The following is a 22,237-nucleotide window of genomic DNA, read 5'->3' on the forward strand; positions in this document are numbered from 1 at the left end:
ATGCGGCCATGCCTGGGCCGCATCCTCTCCCTGATGCGACGGAAGCCCCGCCCGGGGTTATCCCTTCCGGCAAGGTGCCACCGCCGCCGGACCGGGCAAGCGGGAACAGGGGCCCCCACCCCATTGCCCGCTTGCCCGGATCGCAGGGGCAAGCCCCGCTTCCGGCTGGGGCGGCGGCACTTCCTTCCCGTCAGGCCCCGGTTGCGGGGCCGCTAACCCACGGAGAAGGAACCCCTGCCATGGCAACGAATGTCATCCCCCTACCCGCCGCAAGCGGCGAAAAGGCCAAAGCCCGAGACATCCTCACGGCGATCCGCACCCTCAAATCCCTCGAAGCCGGACACCGGAACGCCACGCCCGAAGAAGCCCGCGCCTTGCAACGCTTCGGCGGCTTCGGGCCGGTGGCGCTTGGCCTTTTCCCCGATCCGGTCACCGGCCGCTACAAAGACCCATCCTGGGAAGCGCTCGGCCGCGAACTCGAAGCGCTGCTCAGCCCGGAGGAATACGCCTCGGCGAAGCGCACCACCTTCAATGCTTTCTACACCTCGCCGGTTGTGATTGATGCTATGCACACGGCGGTGCGACGGCTCGGCCTGCCGGAGCATGCGACCATTTTAGAGCCGGGGTGTGGGACCGGCAACTTCCTGGCGCAGGCCGCACGCGGCACGCGCTGCATCGGGGTGGAGCTCGATAGCCTCTCCGGGCGCATCGCCCGCGCACTTTACCCCGAAGCCGATATTCGCATCGAGAACTTCCGCGACACGAAACTGCCCGCACATTCGCTCGATGCCGTGCTCGGCAACGTGCCGTTTGCGGATGTGAAGCTCGACTACCAGGGCGAGAAACTTTCGCTGCATGACTTCTTCTTCGTCAAATCCCTCGATGCGCTGAAGCCCGGCGGGGTGTTGGCGCTGGTGACCTCGCACTGGACGCTCGACAAGCAAAACGCCGCCGCCCGCGAGCTGATGGCCGCCCGCGCCGACTTCCTCGGCGCGGTGCGCCTGCCCTCGGAAGCGTTCAAGCAGGAAGGCACACGGGTCGTGACCGATATCGTTTTCTTACGCAAACGTGCCCCCGGCGATGCGCCGCAGCACGCCGACGGAAGCTGGCTTGAAAGCCGGCCGATGGAGGTGGAAGGGGCGAGTGTGCCCATCAACGCCTACTTCCATGCCCATCCCGAGATGGTGCTTGGCACCTTCTGCCGCAAAGACCGGCTGTACGGTGGCGACGGCTACAGCGTCACCGGCAGCGGCAATTTGGGGGAAGCGCTGCATGAGGCTATCCGCCTGCTGCCGGAGCGGGCGCCACCGGCCTTAACGCATGGGGCAGCACCTGCGCCCCTCCCTGCCCCGCAGGCAAAGCCGGCCGATGCCGCCCGGCACATCACCGAAGGCAGCTTCTTCATCTGCGAAGACCGCGCCATCTTCCAGCTGAATGACGGGGTGGCAGAACCCGTTGTCTACGGCGGCACGGCGCTCGTGGCCGACGGCACGATGACCGGCAGGCGCCTCGCCGCGCTGATAGGCTTACGCGACAAGGCCCGGGCGGTGCTGGCGGCCCAGAACGAAGGCGCACCGGAGCCGGAGCGGCTCCAGGCGCGGCAGGCGCTGAACACGGCGTATGACCGCTTCGTGCGGGCATACGGGCCGATCAACAAAACCACCTTCTCGGAGACCAAAGACGGCACTGTCATCCGCCGCATGCCAAACCTCGCCAAGTTCCGCGAGGACCCGGATGCGATGCTGGTGATGGCGCTCGAAGACTACGACGACATCACGGGCAAGGCCGAAAAAGCCGCCATCATGGAGCGGGATGTGGTGGGGCCGACCCCGCCCATCACCCATGTGGCGAGCGCCGAGGAAGGCCTGCTGGTCTCGCTCAACCAGCGCGGCAAGGTCGATCTCCCCTTCATCGCCGGGCTTTACGGCAAGCCGGAGGCAGCGGTCACCCAGGAACTGGGCGACCTTATCTACCGGAACCCCGAAACGAAAGCGTATGAGACTGCCGACCAGTACCTCTCCGGCGATGTCCGCGCGAAGCTGAAACAGGCCGTCGCCGCCGGCCCCGGATACGCCCGGAACGTCGAGGTACTGAAGGAAGTGCAGCCACCGGATATCCTGCCGGGCGATATTGACGCGAACCTCGGCGCCCCCTGGATCCCGGAAGGCGATATCGCTGCCTTCGCGGCGCACCTGTTCGGGGTGCAGGCGGGCGACATCCGCATCGGCCACCTGAAGAAAGACGCGCTCTGGACCGTCGACGCGAATTACAACGCCACCGCCTCGGTGGCGGCCTCTACCGATTACGGCACGGCGCGGGCGAACGGCGTTGCGCTCTTCGAGCAGGCCTTAAACCTCAAATCCCCCGTCATCTACGACATTGTCCGCAGCGGCGACAAGGAAGAGCGCACCGTCAACCACGAGGAAACGCTCGCTGCCCGCGAGAAGCAGGCCCGCATCAAGGAAGCCTTCCGCAGCTTCATCTTCGCCGACCCGGAGCGCACCGAGCGGCTGGTCAGGACCTATAACGACACTTACAACAATTTGCGGCCGCGCCTGTTCGATGGCTCGCATCTCGGCTTTCCGGGCATGAGCCAGGCCATCCACCTGCGGGCGCACCAGGAGGATGCGGTCTGGCGCGGCATGAGTTCTGGAAACAGCCTGCTGGCGCACGCTGTTGGCGCCGGGAAGACGTTTACGATGGCCGCCACCGGCATGAAGCTGAAGCAGGCCGGGCTCGTGCAAAAACCGATGTATGTGGTCCCGAACCACATGCTGGAGCAGTTCGGCCGCGAGTTCATGCAGCTTTACCCGAACGCGAAGCTGCTCATTGCGGGCAAGGAAGACTTCACCAAGGAGAAGCGCAAGCGCCTCACCGCCCGCATCGCAAGCAACGACTGGGACGGGATTATCGTCACCCACTCCAGCTTCGAGCGCATCGGCATGTCGAAAGAATACCAGGAAAAGTTCCTGCGCCAGCAGATCGCCGAATACGACGAACTCCTCTGCGAGCGGGCGGCGCACGGCGACGGCCGTGCCTCCCGCAACATCATCAAGACCATCGAAAAGCAAAAAGCCCGCCGCGAAGAAAAGCTGAAGCAGCTGCTCGCGGAAGAAAAGAAGGACGATGGCCTGGTCTTCGACGAGCTGGGGGTGGACCATCTCTTCGTCGATGAGGCGCATATGTTCAAAAACCTCGAAACCCCGACCAAGATGGAGCGTGTGGCCGGCATCCAGACCGGAGGCTCGGAGCGTGCCTTCGACCTCTTCATGAAAGCCCGCTACCTCGGGGAGAAACACCCCGGGCATGGGGTGACGTTTGCGACCGGCACCCCGATCTCAAACACCATGGTCGAGCTCTATACGATGCAGCGCTTCCTCGACCCGGAAGGGCTGGAATCGCGGGGGCTTGGCCACTTCGACGGCTGGGCGGCGACCTTCGGCCAGGTCGTCGATGCCATGGAAATCTCCCCCGACGGGGCATCCCTAAAGCCCCGCTCGCGCTTCGCGAAATTCGTGAACCTCCCGGAATTGCAAGGAATGTTCCGTTCCTTCGCGGATGTGCAGACCGCCGACATGCTCGACCTGCCCCGCCCGCAGCTTGAGGGCGGCAAGCCGCAGGTCGTAGCCTGCCCGATGTCGGACGAACAGGCCGCACTCCAGCAGAAGCTGGTCGAGCGTTATGAGCGCATCCGTAAAGAAAAGGTGGACCCGAGGGAGGATAACGCCCTTGCGATCACCACCGACGGCCGCAAGCTCGCGCTGGATGCGAGGCTGCTTTCTGCGGAGGCCGAAGGCCATCCCGGCTCGAAGGTGAACGCACTCGCGGACAACGTCGCCTCCATCTGGGAGAAAACGAAACCCACACGCGGCACGCAGCTCATCTTCTGCGACATCGGCGTGAACCCGACCGCGTGGGGGTATTCGGTCTATAGCGACATCCGGGAAAAGCTCATCCAGTGCGGCATCCCGGCTTCCGAGATCGCCTCGGTCGGCGATGCCGATACCGACGCCAAGAAGCAAAGCCTGTTCGAGAAGGTGCGCAACGGCAGCATCCGGGTTCTGCTTGGCAGCACACAGAAGAGGGGACCGGCACCAACGTGCAGAAGCGGCTGGTGGCGCTCCACCACGTCGATGCCCCGTGGAAACCGGCCGAGGTCGAGCAGCGCGAGGGGCGTATCCTCCGCCAGGGCAACACGAATAAGGAAGTGGCGATTTACCGCTATGTGACCGAAGGTTCGTTCGACGCCTATATGTGGCAGGCCCTGGAGACGAAGGCGAAGTTTATCGGCCAGGTGATGACCGGCGACCTCACCCAGCGTTCAGCCGGTGACATTGGCGGCCAGGAACTCTCCTACGCCGAGGTGAAGGCCATTGCCTCCGGCAACCCGGCGGTGCTCACCCTCGCCGAAGCCGACGCCGAATTGCAACGGCTTTCGATCCTCAAGAAAAACCATGCCGACGAGCAGTTCCTCGCCCGCAGGGCGCTACGGGAATTGCCGGAGGTGATCGAACGGGCGCAGCAGCGCATCGCCGGCCTCTCGGCGGACGTGGCGACCGCAGGGGCGTATCCGGGAAACCACTTCCGCATCGGCGGCCAGGAGCTTACCCGGGCGGAAGCCACCGAATCGCTTGCCTTCCGGCTCAAAGGCCTGCCGGAGAGGGTGCCTGCCCTGCAACGCATCCCGCTCGGGAGCTACCGGGGCCTTGCCTTCGGCCTGGTGCTGCACCCGCACGGCACGCCGGAGGCGTACCTCGAAGGCAAGGCGACCCGGCACCTCCAGCTTTCCCGCGAGCACCAGGGGCCTCGGGCAGTGCTGAATGCGGTGACACGGTTGCTCGATTCCTACCCCGGCCTCATTGAGGGGAATCGGCGCGAGCTTGCCCTCGCGGACACGCAGCTCCGCGATTACCGCGACCGCCTAGGGGCGACGTTCGCCCACGAGGATTACCTCAAAGAACTCAGGGATTTACGCGACCAGCTGCGACTGGCACTCTCAGGGAACACGCCAGAGCCTGGGGCAGCAGGGATACCCACCACGGGCGAACTGGCTGCCCGCATCACATCGCTCCGCTCGGAACACGCTATCGAGGGAACACCGGAGCGTACCGCCCCCCGCACCCTTGCCCGGGCCGAGGAGCCGGTTACCCGCCGCATCAAGCGTCGGCTCAAGGCGGAGGCGGCCGTCGTGGCGGAAACCGTGGAGCCAGATGTCGAGGCCACCGAGGTCGAAGCTACTCCCGCCGAGCCAGTGAAGCCGGAACCGGCTACTCCAGAGCCAGAGTCACCCGCGAAGCCGCCCGTGGCGGCCTGGCCACCAAAGCCTGTGATGCCTGCCCCCTCCTACCGCGAGCGCATCAGCCGAGGCCGCGAGGATGCAAGGCAGCTGAGGCTGTTCTGAGCAACTGTTTACCAATAATTAACGCGGGGGGGGTAAGAATGCACGTTGTCCACTTGTGAGTATTACCCAGCCCTATGTGCCTTGACGTTCCAGACATTCAAGCTACAAAGCGCACACGCCGGAGAGGGTTTACGCTACTCGAACTGACCATCGCCCTGGTTATCATCGCCATCGTCACCGCCATGGGCATGTCCGTTGTTCCTGAAACGCTCCAGTCAGTACGCCGTGCTGAGACGGAAAAGAAGCTCACCGCCATCGAAACAGCGCTGAAGCAGTTTATCAACGTGTACGGCAGGCTTCCCTGCCCCGCCGACATCACCCTGCCGGAGACCGATGCAAATTTCGGGGTTGAGGCTGCCAATGCCGGAAGCTGTACCGGCGGCACGCCTGCCGCGAATTTCGGACCGGTGAAGAAAGTAGTCGAAGGAGCCGTGCCCATCACCACGCTCGGCCTTCCGAAATCCGCCCTGTACGATGGCTGGGGGCGGCGCATCGCCTATGCCGTTTGGGCGAAGATGACCGAAAACCGTGCTTTCCTTACATATCCACTGAGTGACCGCGCTTGTGGTGCGATCACGGTCAAGAATGTGAGCGGTCTTGCGTTCACCAACAGAGCTCTCTACGTCGTCTTCAGCACCGGGGGCGACGGGCATGGCGGCTACACGAAGGCAGGGCAACGCCTTTCCTCGGGAATTACCAACACCGCCACCCTCGACAACTGCAACTGCGACAGCAGTGGCGCGGCCACCACCTGGGACCGCAGCTACACCCAGCAGGCCTTGAGCGAGGTGAGCGCCACCGACCGCTTCGACGACCATGTTCGCGTCAAGTACCGCTGGCAGTTGCAGGACTGGGAGCAGGCGCAGATAAGCATCTGGGGTGGCATGTGCCAAGAGGCAATCCGCCTCGAAGGCCGCCAGAACCGTTCGTCATTCGGGGTTCCCGCGATACTCGACATCAACGGAGATGGCATCAACGATCTTTTCATCGCAGGGAAATATGAAGACCGTTACGGGACGGATAGTGGGTCTGTCTACGTCATACTCGGTCGCCGCTACGGCTGGCCGGATAGTGGCAAGGTTCTCGATGGTCCCGATGAACTCATTGATGGTTCAAAGGGCTTTCGCCTGGATGGTGATTTCGGATGGGCGGCACCCGGCCGCATGATGCCTACCGGCGATGTAAATGGTGACGGCATAGAGGATGTTCTGATTGGTTCAGGCACATCAAACAGGCCTGCCTACATCATCTGGGGTGGTCGCACTGGTTCCTGGGCTTCGACCAACCGATTGAACACGACCTTTCTCAACGGAGGCGGCACCACGCTGAACGGTGTTGAGTTACAACGAGATGGCGGCATAGGTGAGGAAAATATCAGTTTCGCCGTTGGCGATATCAATGGCGATGGCTACGCCGATATTATCAAAGGGGATAATGGTGTGTCGCCAGGCGGTCGCTCCGGGGCCGGGCAGGTGAAGGTGATCTGGGGCAAATCATCTGGCTGGACCACACCGCTAATCCCTGACGCGACATACCTTGCTGGCGGAGGCACAGCCGTAAATGGCACGATACTCGAAGGTGACATGGACGGTGACGGGCTTGGCAGTTACGTCGGCGCAGGCGACGTCAATGGCGATGGCATAGATGATGTCATCATAGCTGCCGGGGGAACCGACTTCAGTGGCGCCAATATGGGGTCTGTCTATGTCGTATGGGGGCGTGAGACCGGATGGAGCAATGCCCAGAGGCTCGACAGCACATTCCTTGCAGGAAGTGGCACGGCCCAAAACGGCATTCGCCTCGATGGCGAGAACTGGTACTCCAACAATCCGACGCACAGCGTCACCGCTGCCGATATCAATAGGGACGGCTACGATGACATCATGTTCGGACGTTATTGGAGCAATAAACTTGGCATTGTCTGGGGAAGGAATCCTGGTACATGGCCCGCCACGACCATGACGATGACATCTGCGTTCATATCGGCTGGTAATGGCGTCATGCTAACAGGCGAGACCGGAGGGTCAGATGTCGGTAGCAGCCAGTCGGTTGCAGACATTAACGGCGATGGGATCAATGATATCGTCATCGGCAGCCCCGCGTATAACAGCGCGCAAGGCTCTGTCTATGTTGTCTGGGGCCGTGAATCGGGTTGGCCCACCGCCATTACCCTCAATTCGACATATCTCGAAGGTGGAGGTACGGCGGTGAACGGCATCCGTCTCAACGGTCTCGGCACACCCTACTACTTTGGCGATGTGTGGTGGTACAGCCATCCCTCGGCCATAGCCACCGGTGACATCAACAATGATGGCAATGTGGACATCGTTGTAGGTGGTGCTACTGATACGGCTGGGAGTATTGACTCGTCGTATGTCATCTTTGGGAAGAGCGGAGCAAAATGGTCGGAACGAACTACCTGGCTTATGAATAACCTACTGGACTGATGCGGTCATTGCGTCTGTTGGTATTTAGCCACAGTGATTTAGATGAGCGATCTGCTATTCCACGCTCCCATTTCCGTGTCCTGACGTTCCAAGGGCCCCGCACGGGCCTTTTCCGGTCGGCGCGAGTGAGGCCTCCTCCGTGCGACATCAAAGCCCCGCCATGCCGAGCATCAACGCGAGCGAGCGGTTCAGGCGCAGCAAGTTCTCGTCATCGAGCGTGCCGATACGCTCACGGATGCGGCCCCTCGGCAGGGCGAGCAACTTGTCCACCATGATCTGTGATGGTTCGCGCAGCCCGTTATCCGGTGATGGTTCAACCGTGAGCCGGAAGAGTGGGGCTTCGACGCACTCCGTGGTGAGCAGGCAGACGAGCAGGCTGGCATGGGTCGGGTTGAAGAGGTCTGATTGTACGATGACCGCCGGGCGCGGCTTGCCGTAATCGCCCTGGGCGACGGCAAGCACCACCTCCCCCCGCTTCACGCGGGGTTGCCCGTATCGGCGGCCATGTCGATGAATGCGAGCGCTTCTGCCTCAGCGGGTGAGCCTGAGGCGAGCAGCGACTGGCGGGCAGCTTCCCCGGCAAGCCCGGGCCTTCGGATGTCAGGCACCCATATCTGTACCGGCCTGAGCCCGGCTTTCCGCAGGCGGCTCCTGTATGCGCCCATCCTGTTCGAGGCCCCGCTGCTGTCCCCCGTTACCTCCATCGCTGGCTCCCTATTTTCGCTTATTAAACATCGTAACATGTTACAGCAGCGATGCGATACTGTAAAGCGTTTCCTACCCTCGGCTAGCGGCCCTACGCCATCTATGCCGCGCCGGTTGCCACCCGGCGGAGTATCGCGGGCGTGCCACGCCGCTCCCCCTTTCTGTTCCGCTCTACAGGGCCCCGCACGAGGCCTTTTCCGTCCGGCACGTTTGAAGCCGCCGGCGTGCGAGGTCAAAGCCCCGCCAGGCCGCCCCCTCCTACCGCGAGCGTGTTGCTCGTAGCCGCGAGGATGCGAGGCAGCTGAGGCTGTTCTGAGCAAGCCTTTACGAAAAGTTAACGCGGGGGGGGGTAATCCTAGGGTCAGTGCCCTTGCGAGAATTATCCTCGCCCTATGCAATTTGATAATCCAGTGATTCATGCTGCGTTACACGCTCGCCGGAGAGGATTCACCCTCATCGAGCTGAGTATTGTGCTTGTCGTCGTTGCCCTTGTTGTTGGCGGCATCGTTGCTGGCCGCGAGATTATCGCCAACGCCGATGCTCGCCGCATGCTCTCTCTCCGCGACCAGGTCGTGTCCGCCATCATGGTATTTCGCAATAAGTATAACTGTCTGCCAGGGGATTGCGATACGGCCACCCGCTTCTGGCCTGCGGATGCCAGTTGCCCGAATACCACTGCCAACCTGGTGCCTAAAACAGCCACATGCAACGGGGACGGTGATGGATTGATTGCATCGAGGATACAAAACATACCATCAGACAGTGTAAAGGCATGCTATGAAATCTTCCGCACATGGCAGCACCTCGCCAATGCCGGGCTTATTAGCGGGCAGTATAGCGGTGTCATGGCGCCAGGTCCTAGCTCTTGCTACAACCAGCTTGGTGGCGTGAATGTGCCGCGCTGGCGTCAGGGAAATAATTTCATCATTGAGCATGTAAGAGTAGTTAATGATGCGGCGAATGCTTTTTTTGACGATTTCTCATCCCACCTGATGCGCGACATCTGGGATGGCGGTTCATTTCCTGCGGATCTAAATAGCTACGGCTCTACACCAGCAGAGTTGTATCGTATCGACAGCAAAATAGATGATGGCAAGCCCGGAACAGGCCTTTTCCAAACCTACCAGTATCCCTCGCCGGACTGTTCTACCAGCACCGATCCAGCCACCGCCGAATACAACTTTTCCCGCACCGACCGAGGCTGCCGTTCCATCACGAACCTGAAGTTCTAACGTATGGGCGCCACTAAATAGGTCGTGACTTACCTGGAAGCGCCAGTCTGAATAGGTCACCAAATCTACCTGGCCGGCACAAATCGCTGCACTCGTACGCCTGAGCTCACGATCCAAGACCTGGATGCACATTGCCGGTCGAAAGGATATGGCTGTGCCTCTAGTATCGCTTGGAAACCAACCTGTACAAACGCCAACACTGGCTCGTTTTACAATGGCCATCTAGACATCAAATTGACCTGTGGTGTGCGTTACCGCCCCTGATTGGCAGAACAGCCTGATCTCAGCCTAAGCGGGCATCCTATCGTACGATTAGAAGTCGCATGTAATCGCTTGGCTAGGATGCCCACTTCGTTAATACATCGTTAATACGCATGGGGTAAGAATGCTCCTTGTCTTGTTATGAGTATTCCCTAGACCTATGTGCTTTGATCGTAGAACGATGTATGCTACGCCACGCGAGTGCCGGAGAGGATTCACGCTCATCGAGCTCTCGATCATTCTGGTAGTCATCGGCCTCCTGGCCGGAGCCATTCTTGTAGGTCGAGACATGATCGCAAATGCTCGCATTAGATCACAAATCGGGCAACTGGAAGAACTCGAATCTGCTATCTACGCATTTCGTAATAAATATCGAGCATATCCTGGGGACATGAGCAACACACTCGCCGTTCGCTCTGGCCTGCGCACGCGAAACACCCATTTCGCCGATGTTGGCAACACTTTTAATGACAACCGCCAGTTTTTTGGTGCAACGCATATATACAACACATTTGACTCCGGGTGTGGTGAGGTGATGATGCTATGGGCAGACCTCTATGTAGCCCGGGTGCTTCGCAGCCAGGCATCGAACTTTAAGAGTTCAAGCCCCGATGAACGGTGTGTACCCAACACAACAAGCGAGGCTACATTGGCCCGCTACTGGCCCCGCGCAGAGCTACCCGGCAGCTTCGTCCATGTGCTGGGAGGTGTTTCTTCCCCACCTTCCATTGCATGGTCGGCCGGACGCACCTGGTTCGCCCTTGCCGGCATCTACCAGATTACTGGTGGCGGTGGAGCATTTCTCATAGATTACAAGATCACAGCACAGGAAGCGTACTCACTTGATTCAAAGATCGACGATAGCCGCCCGCATAGTGGCTTTGTACAAACCGTCGTAGAGACAGTCAACGCAGGTACGGACCGTATAGCATACCGGGCAACAGGTGCTACCGAATGCGCCCTTAATGCTTCGCGTTACAATACGACATACACCACACCATCCTGTATCCCTGTAATTGCAATACGATCACTCCCCTTCTGAACGGGTTGCTCCGCACGCCTTGTGAGTTGCGTGCGGAGCGGGTCACTGATTCCTCACTCTTCGTCTGAGAGAGGATTGAGGATGATGGTTGTCAGAGGCTCCTCACCTTTCTGCTCAAGGTGAAGGTGGCTTTCTTCCGTTGGATGGGCCAGATTCTGCAGGTCACCATGTGTGACTTGCAGTTGGTAACCCACGAAGATGGAGCCATCCAGCCTTGGCCAGGTGACTTTCTTCGGTATCCTCTTTGCCCCGCCCCACCCCGTAAGGGTAAAGTAGCGCGAGCTCGTAATAATGATACTCCATTCATCCTGACGGATCGAGCCGAAGCTCCCGACGTTGACACGAATGAGCTTCTGGTTGGTATCCATCCAATGCCGGTAACCATACACCAACCCCGTCAAGGGATCGATGAGCGGGTAGCCAGGGATGTTGAGCGAACGATTGGTGTTACCCAGATCGAATCCCACAACCTTTTCTACAAAGGCGTCTTGGAACGCCATGGCGAATGTCCCATTCGGATCGTCGAGGTCATGCCCGACATAAGCCGTCCACTGCCCCAGAGAGACCCTGGGAGCAGCACTCAGCATCATCACTGCTAATGCAGCGAACAAACGCGCGCGCATATCAAAGCTCCTGTACTAGGAGGTTTGGACACACGAACAATGTACTGGCTCTGCGTTGCTGCAGAGACCGATACATGCAGTGTTAAGCTATTGGTTGTCCTGCATGACAAATGCAGGCAACAACTTAACATAACCGCACGTCGAGATTAACAGGTGCTAGTACATAGATAAAGAAAATAGTGCATGTGCGTTAATCTAAGTACTGCAGCGGTTAATGCTTGTGAGTATTAACTTCATCTTTTGGGATGTTCATATTGCGGTTTTTTCTGTCTATGTGAAGTAGGTTAATGTCAGCCTGTGGCGGCAGCGCGGGCATCAGTTACATGGAATCGCTTGCCGTAGGGTGCCGTTCGCTCGCCCTCAATGTCCTAGCGGATCCATTACAACGCGGTCTGACGAGCAGCCTGTCTCAGCCTAGGTTCCCGCTGCTTCTGCCAGCGATACGCTCCATGTTGGCCTCCTCGCCTGAGCGATCTGCCACGCCGCTCCCCCTTTCCGTTCAGCTCTACAGGGCCCCGCACGAGGCCTTTTCCGGTCGGCACGTTTGAAGCCGCCGGCGTGCAGGTCAAGCTGCCAGACCGGTTTCCGCTTTCGCGGAGCCTCCGGCCTTCGCTTGACCCGTAAAGCCTGAAGGCCACGCCTGGAGCGGCTTCTTTTTGCGTGCCGTAAGGCCCCGATGGCGGGGCCGGTAACCACACCACGGAAAGGAATCCCTTTATGGCACAACCCGCTCACAAAATCCGCTTCGGCAACCTAAGCGTCACCATCTGGCGGAACCGCAGCGAGAAAGGCGGCAACTGGTACAGCGTCAACCCCAGCCGCAGCTACCGGCAAGGCGACGATGCCTGGCGCGAAACCGAAAGCCTCGGCTTCGACGACCTGCTCACGATGGCCAAGCTCCTCGACCAGGCCCACACCTACATCGCGAACCAAATGAAAGCCGATGCCAAGGCCCGCCGGGACGCAGGCCCGACCGCCCAGTGACCGCAGCAACAGCGGGCGGCACTGCCGCCCGCCTTGCCCCTCACCTCATAAACACAACACCAAGGAAGGTACCCTATGACCTCGAAGTGCATCTTTGAATACACCACCGACCAGGCCATCGCTGATGGCGTCCTGATCGACGCCGATATCCAACCACGGCCGCAAGCGCCACGCTTCCCGCTCGGCCGGCTCATCATCACCGCGAACGCCTTCGAGCAGCTTACGCCTGAGGAAGTGGCGGAAGCCCTCGCCCGCCACGCGGGCGGCGACTGGGGCACCGTCTGCAAGGACGACGCCGAACAAAACGATGAGGCGATCGCAGATGGCGACCGCCTGCTCTCCGCCTACCCCAGCAACGCCGGTACGTTCTGGATCATCACCGAGGCCGACCGCTCGGCGACCACGGTGCTGATGCCAGACGACTACTAAGCTGACCAACTAACTTCACCCAACCTGTTCATTCTCATGGAGTATTTTTTATGGCTGATAACTATTCCCAAGCGACCGTCGAGCCGGACCTTCCCGGCGAGCTGTTTACTGAATCCGAACTCGATGCGCTGTCGGCCGCCTGCGGCCTGGTGGCCAGGCCTGTTGGCGGCGGCAAGCTCTACTTCTTTGCGGACCTGTACTTCCTCGTCGATGGCGAGGATGAGGACGGGTACACCTTCGATTGCCTTGAATTCCTCCAGGGGAAGCTGAATTCCCTCGACCAGGAAGCATACCCTGCCATCACCATCCACGGCGCTTCGACGTGCAGCAAGATGCGCCCCGGCGAGTTTGGTGGCTTCGCCCACATCATCACCCGCGACCATATCCGCTCGTTCAACACCTGGGAGTGGCTGGATGAGGAGGCACGGCTGCCCGGCGATGCCCACCAGCTCGATGCCTTCTTCGCCGCCCGCGAGGAAGTGGCCTTCCGCTGGCACGTCGATGACGTGCTATGCGTCCGGCCTGACCTCACCCGCGAGCAGGCGTTCCAGGTGCTGAAGCTCGCCAGGACATGCCATGACGCAACCGTCGGCATCAACTGGGAGGTGCTGGAGGCAACCGCCCAGCACCTCTTCGGCGACAAGCCCGAGCCTGAAGGCCAGGAAGCGTAACCCGTTTAACCAACCCCCAATGTGAAAGGAATCACACCATGGCCCTCTACAACGTCCACCTTTACCGGGAAATGCGGCTCACCTTCCGGGGCATCGAAGCCGCATCCCATGAAGCCGCAGCCGCCATCGCCCGCGAACGGCAGGCGGAGGAAGCTGACGATACCGACGACTGTGATGGCCAGGAGTTCGCTGCCTTGGTCGATGTTGCCGGTGACGAGGAATACACCCAGTCGAGAATGATCGACTTCGAGCCAGAGCGCCTCCGCAAGGCCGCGCCGGAGCACCCTGTGGCGCCGGAAGCGCTCGCCCTGCCTGCGGCTTCCCCCCGCTTCGAGCCAAGCTACGAGCCAGAGGAAGCGCCGGACCGCTTCTATGTGCTGGTCGATGGCCTCTTTGATGTGGCGATTATCCGAACAGACGAAGGGATCGTTGTCGATGTGTACCCGAAAGACTGGATGGAGCCCCTGGAATCGCTCACCGTCTGGGAAGACGACATCGCTGGGGCTGAAGCGGAGGCGAATAGCGTACCCGAAACCACTTGCAAGGAGGCGTGAGCGATGGACGATCCCGATACTCTCCTCCTTGAGCGCAACGGTGTGACCTACCGCATCCTGCTCGACCCTGATGTGGACGCAGGCCCGCCCGACGCATGGGGCGGCGGCTGGCGGCTGGTATCGTTCAGCCACCGGCACACCGGCTACGAGCACCCCAGCGCCTACTGCAAAGGGCTTGATGCCTTCGGCTGCCCGATACCCACTAGCATCGGCCTGGCCCGGAAGCTGGAGGTCGGCACGGCCTTCTGGCTGAGCTACTACGAGCACAGCCTCTGCCGCTGGTCGCTGATGGGCGAAGGCCCGCAGTGCCGGTGGGATACGGCCAGGATCGCTGGCCTCCTGCTCTGGGAGCACCCATCATGCGGGCTTCCCCGTGGCTTCCGCCACCGCGAGGCCGACGCCCGCGCCTTCCTTGAAGACTACACGGCCTGGGCGAACGGCGAGGTGTATAGCTACGCCGTCGAGCGGGTTGCCGGCCGCCCCGGTGCGGACGGCGACGAATTGCTTGATGCCTGCGCCAACTTCTACGGCCGCGAAGCATGCCTCGCCGCCGCCGAGGATTACATCAACACTAGCACCACGGAGGAACTCCCATGAAACCCTACGACAACTACGAAATCTCCGGCTGCCAGACCCTCGACGGTGCCGGGCTTCCTGACCCGGATGGCAGCATCACCGTCGTTTGCGATGACGATGAAGCGCAGTTCTGGACGCTCTACGGCCATATTGAGGGCGAAGGCGTTGAGGCGATTGGCGATTTCTCCAGCCGCGAGGCGGCTGAAGCCACCTACTTCCGCATCACCGGCCAGCCCTTCCCCGGTTCCTACCAGTGCGATGCCCACATCCGGCGCATGCACCTGGCCAGGGAAGCCTTCGCGCTGCTGCGCGATGCCGCCAACGAGCTTGAGATATGGCAGCTCGGCTGCGGCGAGGAGGGCGATCCCGACACGATGGCTATCCTCCGTGATGCCGAAACCCTGTTCGGAAAGCTCGATGAACAGGCTTCTTCCCTCGAAGCCGCAGTAGATAGCAGCACCGCAACCGTACCCGAAGGCCACTTTGAGGCGCTGCAAGTCCTTATCTCTGCATTGCGTGGGTGCTTGCGCGTCTGGGATGACCTTTACGCCCATTCGCTCGACGGGGAGGCCGACCTTTACCAGACCCTCACCTTCGATGCCGCCCGCGAAGCCATCAGGAACGCGGAGGCCCTCCTCGCCCCCCGGTAAGGAGGGGCCCAGCACCGGCCGGCAAGGTAGCCCATCCACAAGGCAAGCCCGCAGCCGGCCGGTGCGGCCGCTTATGGCGGTGTCGCATCACGCACCGTGATCTTGCGGATAGACACCGCATCCGGGCCGTTTGGCCCGCGCCCTGGAGGGCATTCGCGGATCCAGCCGATCTTCTGCTCGCCCAGCCAGTCGTAGAGCGTAAGCAGGTTCGAGCCTTCGATCACGAGGTCAATCCACTGCCTGCCTGCAAAATGCACGATGACCGCCGGCCCGCTGCCGTCGCGGCCAGGGGGCTCCAGGCTGATGCCGTCATAGTTTGACCAGGCGAAGCCCCGCCTGCGGCCTCCCTCCAGAAGGCAGTGCAACGTCAGGCGGGGCCTGGCGCTCACCCGCCCGTGGGCTTCATACGGGTCGCCCGGCCCCGGGAGCCGGCCATCCTCGTCGATGACGTGAGCTTCGTTCGCCGCCTCCGGCGGCCGGAGGGGCTCAGGCCTTGGGGTTCGGATCATCTCGCTGATGTTGATCGTGTCAGCGCTCATAGCCGGTCAGGTGCTCCTGCCTCCGCTGGGTCTCGCGTGCTGCAAATCCACCAATCGAAACGTCCCTCGCCCGCTTCGCCGCCACCTCGAAGGCCGAGCGCATCCGTGCCACGAGGCCCCGCTTCCTCTGGTGCGCGAGGTGGCGGCGGATGGCCTGCTCCCGCGCCTGCCGCTCAGCTTCCGCCTCGGGCTTCGCCTGCGGGCGAAGGTCGAGGGCGACCAGTTTCTGCGATGAGCGCTGCACGGCATCCTTCACCGAATCCAGGTCGTCTGTGAACAGGCTCAGCGACTTGCGGCCGCGCGTCGCAGAAACATAGAGCTGCTCCTGGTTCATCGCCGGTGATGATGCCGCCGACATGCCAAGGATGACCTTCGAGACCGTCTGGCCTTGCGCCCCGAAGCTCGTTTCCACGAGCGCGTGCCGGAAGTGCCCGGCGTCTTTTCCGATGGTGGAGCCATCGGAAAGCCTGATATCGCCGTCCTTGGCGAAGCCGGCGATGGTGGCGACCGAGCCGTTGCGGAAGGTTTTTGCGTCCTTGCCTTTGGCCTTCACCGTCGCGGTGAAGCGGATCTTATCGCCCTCGGCGAGCGCGATCGGCTCGGGCCTGTAGATCGTAAACCGCGCCGCTTCCGAGCGCGGCACGCTGGCCGGGTCGGTCACGAGCAGCCGCTGGCCTTTCTTGAAGCCGCCCTTGGCGTTCTGGTGGAACTGGATGACATCGCCCTTCTCGTAGGTCCGCTCCAGTTTCCGCTCCGCTTCCGATGTTGCAATCGGCACCAGCCGCGCGTAAGCGTGGTCTTCCTTGCCGAGCTTGCCCGCCGCCCGGAGCAGCCCGCGGGTGGCTTCGGTAATCTTTCCGGCCTCGCGGTGGGTCGGGCTTACCATGAGCACGCTTTCGCCCTTCAGCACCGCATCGACATACTCGGCCGCCATGCGCCCGTAGCGTTCGGTATCGCTTCCAATTTCATGGACCCAGCCTTTCGCTTCGAGCTTCTCCAGGCCCGGAAGTGTCTCACCGGTGGAGAGCAGCTTCGCGGCTTCCAGGTAATCACCGTCCTTCTGGCGGAGGATTTCTGAGAGGCGGAAGGGCCTGAGCAGCGTGCGGGATTTGAGCAGCGTATGGAACGCGCCGCGTGCCACCGCCCCATGCTGGAAGGGGTCGCCTACAGCTGTGATTTTGAGGTCGAGCTTATGGGCGAGCCGGAGCAGCTTCAGCGCATCGCGGTGGCCGAGCATGCTCGTTTCATCCACGACGATGTGGCCACCACGCGATGCCTCCTGCATCTTCTCATCCAGCAGGAAGCGGGCGAGCGTGTGCGCGGCGAACCCGTCTTTCTGGAGCACCTCGGTCGCCTTCGCGGTTGTGGCGAGGTAGGTCACCTCCCTGCCTTGCATCCGCATCGCCTCATCGTATTTGGCAAGGAGCGAACTCTTGCCGGCGCCCGCCGGGCCTTCGATGAGGTTCACCCGGTTCGGTGAATCGAGCAGGCCGCGCACCGCCTCCCACTGGCCATCGTTGAGCCTGCTGCCGCCTTCGAGCTTGCGGCTGAGCGCTTCAGGCACACCAACCGGCAGCACGCCGCGCCCGGGCTGGGCCAGGCGGAGGATTTCATCTTCCTCCGCCTGCAAGGCTTCGGTGGTGACCATCCGCTGCCCGTTATGGAGGCCGACAATGCCCTGCCGTTCAATCTCGCGGTCGATCGCCTCCGGCGTGGCGGAGCCAAGGCTCGCCTCCATCGCCGTGATGGCCAGATCCTCGAACGGGATCAGCGAGCGTTGCTCGGCATGGTGCTCAAAGGCAAAGCGCACCGCCTCTTCCGGGCTCACCTCGGGCGGCTTCCTGCCGCCCTCCCTCGCCTCGCGGAGGGTGCGGGCAATCGCATCGCGCTCATCGCCGGTGATGCACGAAGCCCAGTACTCCCGGCATTCTTCGAGCGTGAGGTCATCCCGCTTGAAGCGGCGCGAGGTCGCGCCGAGCTGGTCGCGTTCCTTCACGGAAAGCTGATCCGGGGCCTCGGGGTCGGCTTCCTTGCGTTTCTCTACGATCGCCTCTTCGAGCGCTCCAATCTCGGCGCTCCGCTTCGAGAAGCGTTCCTTCACGCTCTCAGGGATACCGGTAATGTCCCAGGTGCGGTAGCGCGTGCCGCCCTTGGCGTCACGCTGCCATTCAGTCTTAACCTGGTAGCCAAGGCTTGCAAGCTTCGCGGAAAACCGCGACTCGAAATCGCGGTCGAAGAAGCGCCGGAGATCCATGATCGGGCGGAACTTGACCGCCTTCCATTTTTCCTCCTCACCGTCCCAGGTCAGGTTCGCCACGAACACATGGGCATGCCTGTCCATCTGCGGCATCACCCGCCAGCGGTGCCCCTCAGGAAAGCTGGTATCCTCGACCGGCCGCGTATCGGGGTGCTCGACCGCATACCACACGAGGTTGCCGGTGACGCGGTCTTCCTGCTTGCCATCTACGCGCACCCGCGTTGTGGCGTAGCTCTCAAGCCGTGCCATCGACTCGCGGATGGATTCCCAGAAGGCTTCCTGGATGCGCGTATCCCCCTCCTCCAGCGCGATGGTCACGTTTTTCGGGATACTTGCTGTTACGTCCCAGCCACTGAGCCGGTGCTTCACAAGCTTCGCGGTCAGCTGTTCGCCGGTGTGCGGGTCGAGCCCGTGGATGAGGTTATTGAACTGGTCGAATTCCGGGGGGCCTTCGAGGCCGAGCCTGGTGGCGCCCTTGCCGCCCCATTGGCAGCGGAGCCCGGTGGATTCGGCGTAATAGCCGCCGTCGGTCCGGGCGTAGTATTGCTCGGCCTGTTTACCGCTCGCAACTGGTTTCATCCGCAGCATGGGTAGCCCCCTGCGTTAATGAATCGCTGCCGGATAATAGACCCATGGAACACTAAATCAAGTGGTTTTTCGCATGTGTTGCTACCAGTGGTTGGTGACAGTCTGATGCCCTTCGCGGTGCGAAGGCTGAATTGCCTCGATTTTTGACCGTCAAAAGGCCTGGCCGTGGCCTTTCGACCACGCCTGTTAGTTGTGCAACTGACCCGTTAAGGCGTTAGGACTTGCCGGCGCGTCCAATGGTTAACGCAACGCGGCGGTTGACCGGAGGGTGCAGCGCAGGTAACGCTTTGGGCATGACCAGGAACGACATCGCCACCAGGTACCAGCCATGACCGGGCACAGCCGCGAATCCGAGGAAGACAGCCACGCGGAGGAACTCATCGCGCTGGCCAGGATGAATAAGCGACTGAACCGGCAGGCCATGACAGTCTACAAACCAGTTGTCGAGTCCATCCTCAGCACCGATTCTCGTGACGTTCCCCACATTGAACGTACGCTCGACGGCCTTCTCGGCTTCTGCGGGTACACGCCCATCTTGAAACTCTACCGCCGTCTCTGCCGCCACTACTGGTCCATCGACCCGGCGGCCGCCGTGGAATATGTCGAGGTCTACCGGCAAATGTGGGACGACGACGAAAAGGAGGAAGCCGGCAGCCAGGGCGATCAACGCCACGGTTGACCATGCGGCGAAACAGGAGTATCGCTTGGAGCATGGCAGACGAAGCGCTTGACGAACCAGAAGAAGAGGACGGGCTCGGCCCATCGAAGGCCCTGCCGCCGCTCTATGTGCTCCGCGCCCCGGAATCCTGCCCGGCCTGCGGCCGCATCAGCCATGCCTATTCGCTTGCGGCCTCGGGCCTGTTCGATGCTTACGACGGCGACACCTTCCGCCGGTTCATCATCCTGACCCATGTCGAGGAATGGCCGGAGGATCTGCTCGCGCTCATCCGCTCGCGCACGCTCACCTGGTATCCCGACATCGAGGAAGGCGGCGACTTCCGCTACCTGATGAACCACTGCGAATGCGGCGCGCGGCTCACCGACCACTACATCCACGCCGAGCCGGGATCGGCCTTCCATCCGACGCACCCAGACGAATGCTGGAACATCCAACTATTCCGCCTGTCCGTCACTGAGGAAGTGCCTCTGGTATGCAGCTGGGTGATCGGCCTTGGCGAGTGGCTCGACCCCGCGAAGGCAACGGCCTGGTAGCCACGGCATGACTGAGATCGACTTCACCGACTCGCAGCTTTCGCCCGACGAGCTTGCCGAGTATCGACGGAACCACCGTACCGAGCGGCAGGAGCTCCGGGCATTCCTCGCCGCAAAGCGAGCCCGCACGCGGCTCTGCTTCGGGGCCGAGGATATCCTGCCCTCGGGCGAGGGCCGCAAGATTGGTGCCTTGCCGCTTCTGATCTTGCCAGGATAGTTGCCTGGCGGATGAAGCCAATTCCTCGAAGACACAGAAACTTGAACACCCTGTTCAAGACATTCAGATCCTGTAAAGCGTCGCTTGACGCGCTACATCCATGCCTGTAGCTTGTCATCCGAGTGAACGGAATTGAATCACGAACTTTGACGCTGCCTCGAAATCTCCCTATGAAACCAATGGCGAACCATCCGAAGCCTTCCCCGCATCCGGGCAACTTCGTGAAACGCAAGGTCATCGAGGCCCTGGGACTCTCAGTGACGGAAGCCGCGAAGGCGCTCGGCGTCACGCGCCCTACCCTCTCGGCACTGCTGAACGAGCGTGCCCACCTTTCGCCTGAAATGGCCCTGCGGCTCGAAAAGGCCTTCGGCATCCGGATGGAAGTTCTTATGCGGATGCAAACCAGCCACGATATCGCCGAGGCCCGCTCACACGAGGACGAAATCAAGGTTTCTGCGTTCCCCGGGAAGGCAGCAGGCGACCGTCCGACGGTGACATAGGAATGCGGCACCCAGGAACAGACAGCGTGACGCATCAGGAAGTCACCAGGGCATTACCTTGCACGAAGCAAAAGCAAGGAATAGTACAGTCATGGCAACCTTTTAAGGATGAAGGTCACTTAACTATGGAGCACGCCACAGGATCGGTTGCTCCGAGGCGGCCGGGAATGATGGAACTGGCTGGCAGGCGTTACAAGGCCGACATCACCCCAGGAGCCTTGAAGCTTCCAGAGAGCAGAATCATTGCTGATTTGCTCCTGCGCGAAGTCGATGCCAAAGGCTGGAAAGACGCGATTGAGTCGACGAACGTCCTTCAGGTCCGTAGTCCTGCCACAGCGAAGCGTCTCACGAAGCTCATCCGGGGGCGGCTGGAGACGATGGGGCCAGACCTATGGAAGCTGGTGCGGGATGGGAAAGGTGATGTGGCGACCCATGCGGTGTTCGCCGCCGCCGTGAAGCACAGCCAGCTTCTGGGCGACTTCCTGCAGATCGTCGTCAGCGAGCAGTACCGCCTGTTCAGCGTGTCCCTGAACAACAAGCATTGGGCCGACTACCTCGAAGGCTGCCGGGAGCGAGACCGTGAAATGCCCCTCTGGAGCGAGGCAACCCGAACGCGGCTGCGCTCTTCGGTGTTCCAAATGCTCGCCCAGGCGGGATACATCGAGAACACCCGCAGCCTCAAGCTGCAAACCGTCCATATCGCCGAACAGGTGCTCCATTACCTAAAACTCAACAACGAGTCATATGTGCTGCGTTGCATGCAGGTGTCCCCATGAGCGATGCCCTCAACGATCGCCTCAACAAGATACTGCCCAGGGTCATCTCCGATGAATTCCTGAGCGGCAGTGGTATCGGCAACGAGATCGCGTTCTACATCTTCGACTATCCGCCCGAAGACGAATTGCGGGTCCGAGACTTCTTGAGCACTTTACTCACCCACATTCCCAAGCAGAAACATGATATCCGGGTCAAACACATCAACCTTTTCGATTTTGTGATGGAGTACCTCAAGAGCCGGAACCTGCTCGACAAGGCGATCCAGATGCAGAAGGAGAAGGGTGACGCGGCGTTGAAGAAAGCCCTCGCTGGCCCGTTACACGAATCCAAGCTGAGCAGCGTGTTCGCCGAGGTCGCTCAACCCGAACACCACGATCTCGTGATCGTGTCCGGCGTGGGTAGCATTTGGCCCCTACTCCGTTCACACACCTTGCTGAACAACCTTCAGCCGGTCATGGGCACGACACCACTCGTGGTGTTTTATCCAGGCAGATATGACGGCCAGTCGCTTCGCCTGTTTGGCAAGCTCCGGAACAACAACTACTACCGAGCCTTCAAGCTGGCTCCGTGAG

General features: G+C 61.2%; 21 protein-coding genes. 16 read left to right on the forward strand and 5 right to left on the reverse strand.

The window, feature by feature from the left end; translation table 11 throughout:
• Nucleotides 1–239: 239 nt before the first annotated feature.
• The gene (locus GA615_RS19750) at nt 240–4,229 is read left to right on the forward strand and encodes a DEAD/DEAH box helicase family protein (protein WP_201750248.1); all 3,990 of its coding nucleotides are present in this window, start codon (nt 240–242) and stop codon (nt 4,227–4,229) included.
• A 1,246-nt stretch (nt 4,230–5,475) separates the two neighbouring features.
• Nucleotides 5,476–7,848, forward strand: coding sequence for a prepilin-type N-terminal cleavage/methylation domain-containing protein (locus GA615_RS19755; protein ID WP_152053044.1), 2,373 nt, complete (start codon nt 5,476–5,478; stop codon nt 7,846–7,848).
• Between the two features lie 147 nt (nt 7,849–7,995).
• Here the strand turns inward: GA615_RS19755 and GA615_RS19760 are convergent, their stop codons facing one another.
• A complete protein-coding gene (locus tag GA615_RS19760; RefSeq protein ID WP_201750249.1) occupies nt 7,996–8,313 on the reverse strand; it encodes a type II toxin-antitoxin system PemK/MazF family toxin in 318 nt (105 codons plus the stop codon).
• An 11-nt stretch (nt 8,314–8,324) separates the two neighbouring features.
• Nucleotides 8,325–8,972, reverse strand: coding sequence for an antitoxin MazE family protein (locus tag GA615_RS28760; RefSeq protein ID WP_390622243.1), 648 nt, complete (start codon nt 8,970–8,972; stop codon nt 8,325–8,327).
• Between GA615_RS28760 and GA615_RS19770 the strand changes: the two genes are divergently transcribed.
• Together GA615_RS19770 and GA615_RS19775 are read left to right on the forward strand one after the other, a co-directional pair.
• A complete protein-coding gene (locus tag GA615_RS19770) occupies nt 8,946–9,785 on the forward strand; it encodes a prepilin-type N-terminal cleavage/methylation domain-containing protein (RefSeq protein WP_152053047.1) in 840 nt (279 codons plus the stop codon). The two genes, GA615_RS28760 and GA615_RS19770, sit on opposite strands and share 27 nt — an antisense overlap.
• 442 nt (nt 9,786–10,227) lie before the next feature.
• Complete coding sequence (locus GA615_RS19775; RefSeq protein WP_161602447.1) at nt 10,228–11,088, forward strand: type II secretion system protein; 861 nt, start codon at nt 10,228–10,230, stop codon at nt 11,086–11,088.
• A 53-nt stretch (nt 11,089–11,141) separates the two neighbouring features.
• Here GA615_RS19775 and GA615_RS19780 read toward each other — a convergent pair whose 3' ends face one another.
• Nucleotides 11,142–11,711 carry a hypothetical protein gene (locus GA615_RS19780; protein ID WP_152053049.1) on the reverse strand — a complete coding sequence of 190 codons (570 nt, stop codon included), beginning with the start codon at nt 11,709–11,711 and terminating at the stop codon, nt 11,142–11,144.
• A 717-nt stretch (nt 11,712–12,428) separates the two neighbouring features.
• On the opposite strand from GA615_RS19780, the gene GA615_RS19785 reads away from it, so the two are divergent.
• The 6 genes from GA615_RS19785 to GA615_RS19810 all read left to right on the forward strand — a co-directional run bounded on the left by GA615_RS19785 (nt 12,429) and on the right by GA615_RS19810 (nt 15,575).
• Nucleotides 12,429–12,695: a hypothetical protein gene (locus tag GA615_RS19785; protein ID WP_152053050.1), complete on the forward strand. Its 267-nt coding sequence runs from the start codon at nt 12,429–12,431 to the stop codon at nt 12,693–12,695.
• A 75-nt stretch (nt 12,696–12,770) separates the two neighbouring features.
• The gene (locus GA615_RS19790; RefSeq protein ID WP_235905570.1) at nt 12,771–13,124 is read left to right on the forward strand and encodes a hypothetical protein; all 354 of its coding nucleotides are present in this window, start codon (nt 12,771–12,773) and stop codon (nt 13,122–13,124) included.
• A 50-nt stretch (nt 13,125–13,174) separates the two neighbouring features.
• Nucleotides 13,175–13,795, forward strand: a complete 621-nt coding sequence (locus tag GA615_RS27890) for a hypothetical protein (protein WP_201750250.1) — start codon at nt 13,175–13,177, stop codon at nt 13,793–13,795.
• 38 nt (nt 13,796–13,833) lie between these two features.
• Nucleotides 13,834–14,349: a hypothetical protein gene (locus GA615_RS19800; protein WP_152053051.1), complete on the forward strand. Its 516-nt coding sequence runs from the start codon at nt 13,834–13,836 to the stop codon at nt 14,347–14,349.
• 3 nt (nt 14,350–14,352) lie between these two features.
• Nucleotides 14,353–14,946 (forward strand): hypothetical protein, encoded by a 594-nt coding sequence (locus GA615_RS19805; RefSeq protein WP_152053052.1) that lies wholly within the window; start codon nt 14,353–14,355, stop codon nt 14,944–14,946.
• The gene (locus GA615_RS19810) at nt 14,943–15,575 is read left to right on the forward strand and encodes a hypothetical protein (protein ID WP_152053053.1); all 633 of its coding nucleotides are present in this window, start codon (nt 14,943–14,945) and stop codon (nt 15,573–15,575) included. The genes GA615_RS19805 and GA615_RS19810 overlap by 4 nt, the downstream gene beginning before the upstream one ends.
• A gap of 71 nt (nt 15,576–15,646) precedes the next feature.
• On the opposite strand, the gene GA615_RS19815 is transcribed toward GA615_RS19810, so the two are convergent.
• Entirely contained in the window at nt 15,647–16,114 is a 468-nt protein-coding gene (locus tag GA615_RS19815) for a hypothetical protein (protein ID WP_152053054.1), read from the reverse strand.
• Nucleotides 16,104–18,959 carry a MobF family relaxase gene (gene mobF / locus GA615_RS19820; protein ID WP_152053055.1) on the reverse strand — a complete coding sequence of 952 codons (2,856 nt, stop codon included), beginning with the start codon at nt 18,957–18,959 and terminating at the stop codon, nt 16,104–16,106. Before mobF ends, GA615_RS19815 begins: the two co-directional genes overlap by 11 nt.
• Nucleotides 18,960–19,287: 328 nt before the next feature.
• Here mobF and GA615_RS19825 point away from each other — a divergent pair, with 328 nt between their 5' ends.
• From GA615_RS19825 to GA615_RS19850, 6 genes are all read left to right on the forward strand, one after another.
• Complete coding sequence (locus tag GA615_RS19825) at nt 19,288–19,638, forward strand: hypothetical protein (RefSeq protein ID WP_152053056.1); 351 nt, start codon at nt 19,288–19,290, stop codon at nt 19,636–19,638.
• Nucleotides 19,639–19,670: 32 nt separating this feature from the next.
• Nucleotides 19,671–20,171, forward strand: coding sequence for a hypothetical protein (locus tag GA615_RS19830; RefSeq protein ID WP_152053057.1), 501 nt, complete (start codon nt 19,671–19,673; stop codon nt 20,169–20,171).
• A 7-nt stretch (nt 20,172–20,178) separates the two neighbouring features.
• The gene (locus tag GA615_RS19835; protein ID WP_152053058.1) at nt 20,179–20,388 is read left to right on the forward strand and encodes a hypothetical protein; all 210 of its coding nucleotides are present in this window, start codon (nt 20,179–20,181) and stop codon (nt 20,386–20,388) included.
• A 170-nt stretch (nt 20,389–20,558) separates the two neighbouring features.
• Nucleotides 20,559–20,888, forward strand: coding sequence for a HigA family addiction module antitoxin (locus GA615_RS19840; RefSeq protein ID WP_201750251.1), 330 nt, complete (start codon nt 20,559–20,561; stop codon nt 20,886–20,888).
• Nucleotides 20,889–21,055: 167 nt separating this feature from the next.
• A complete protein-coding gene (locus GA615_RS19845; RefSeq protein ID WP_201750252.1) occupies nt 21,056–21,664 on the forward strand; it encodes a DUF1819 family protein in 609 nt (202 codons plus the stop codon).
• Nucleotides 21,661–22,236 (forward strand): DUF1788 domain-containing protein, encoded by a 576-nt coding sequence (locus tag GA615_RS19850; RefSeq protein WP_152053059.1) that lies wholly within the window; start codon nt 21,661–21,663, stop codon nt 22,234–22,236. The genes GA615_RS19845 and GA615_RS19850 overlap by 4 nt, the downstream gene beginning before the upstream one ends.
• Nucleotide 22,237: the final 1 nt, after the last annotated feature.

The sequence above is a fragment of the Tautonia marina genome, from assembly GCF_009177065.1.
GTDB classification, from domain to species: Bacteria; Planctomycetota; Planctomycetia; order Isosphaerales; family Isosphaeraceae; genus Tautonia; species Tautonia marina.

What these genes read in the sequence shown, in the direction of transcription:
- GA615_RS19755 (WP_152053044.1), top strand. Translation starts at nt 5,476, where the DNA reads ATGTGCCTTGACGTTCCAGACATTCAAGCTACAAAGCGCACACGCCGG.
- GA615_RS19785 (WP_152053050.1), top strand. Translation starts at nt 12,429, where the DNA reads ATGGCACAACCCGCTCACAAAATCCGCTTCGGCAACCTAAGCGTCACC.
- GA615_RS19840 (WP_201750251.1), top strand. Translation starts at nt 20,559, where the DNA reads ATGAAACCAATGGCGAACCATCCGAAGCCTTCCCCGCATCCGGGCAAC.
- GA615_RS19775 (WP_161602447.1), top strand. Translation starts at nt 10,228, where the DNA reads ATGTATGCTACGCCACGCGAGTGCCGGAGAGGATTCACGCTCATCGAG.
- GA615_RS19750 (WP_201750248.1), top strand. Translation starts at nt 240, where the DNA reads ATGGCAACGAATGTCATCCCCCTACCCGCCGCAAGCGGCGAAAAGGCC.
- GA615_RS19805 (WP_152053052.1), top strand. Translation starts at nt 14,353, where the DNA reads ATGGACGATCCCGATACTCTCCTCCTTGAGCGCAACGGTGTGACCTAC.
- GA615_RS19830 (WP_152053057.1), top strand. Translation starts at nt 19,671, where the DNA reads ATGGCAGACGAAGCGCTTGACGAACCAGAAGAAGAGGACGGGCTCGGC.
- GA615_RS19825 (WP_152053056.1), top strand. Translation starts at nt 19,288, where the DNA reads ATGACCGGGCACAGCCGCGAATCCGAGGAAGACAGCCACGCGGAGGAA.
- GA615_RS27890 (WP_201750250.1), top strand. Translation starts at nt 13,175, where the DNA reads ATGGCTGATAACTATTCCCAAGCGACCGTCGAGCCGGACCTTCCCGGC.
- GA615_RS19780 (WP_152053049.1), bottom strand. Translation starts at nt 11,711, where the DNA reads ATGCGCGCGCGTTTGTTCGCTGCATTAGCAGTGATGATGCTGAGTGCT.
- GA615_RS19850 (WP_152053059.1), top strand. Translation starts at nt 21,661, where the DNA reads ATGAGCGATGCCCTCAACGATCGCCTCAACAAGATACTGCCCAGGGTC.
- GA615_RS19790 (WP_235905570.1), top strand. Translation starts at nt 12,771, where the DNA reads ATGACCTCGAAGTGCATCTTTGAATACACCACCGACCAGGCCATCGCT.
- GA615_RS19815 (WP_152053054.1), bottom strand. Translation starts at nt 16,114, where the DNA reads ATGAGCGCTGACACGATCAACATCAGCGAGATGATCCGAACCCCAAGG.
- mobF (WP_152053055.1), bottom strand. Translation starts at nt 18,959, where the DNA reads ATGCTGCGGATGAAACCAGTTGCGAGCGGTAAACAGGCCGAGCAATAC.
- GA615_RS19845 (WP_201750252.1), top strand. Translation starts at nt 21,056, where the DNA reads ATGATGGAACTGGCTGGCAGGCGTTACAAGGCCGACATCACCCCAGGA.
- GA615_RS19770 (WP_152053047.1), top strand. Translation starts at nt 8,946, where the DNA reads ATGCAATTTGATAATCCAGTGATTCATGCTGCGTTACACGCTCGCCGG.
- GA615_RS19800 (WP_152053051.1), top strand. Translation starts at nt 13,834, where the DNA reads ATGGCCCTCTACAACGTCCACCTTTACCGGGAAATGCGGCTCACCTTC.
- GA615_RS19835 (WP_152053058.1), top strand. Translation starts at nt 20,179, where the DNA reads ATGACTGAGATCGACTTCACCGACTCGCAGCTTTCGCCCGACGAGCTT.
- GA615_RS19810 (WP_152053053.1), top strand. Translation starts at nt 14,943, where the DNA reads ATGAAACCCTACGACAACTACGAAATCTCCGGCTGCCAGACCCTCGAC.
- GA615_RS28760 (WP_390622243.1), bottom strand. Translation starts at nt 8,972, where the DNA reads ATGAATCACTGGATTATCAAATTGCATAGGGCGAGGATAATTCTCGCA.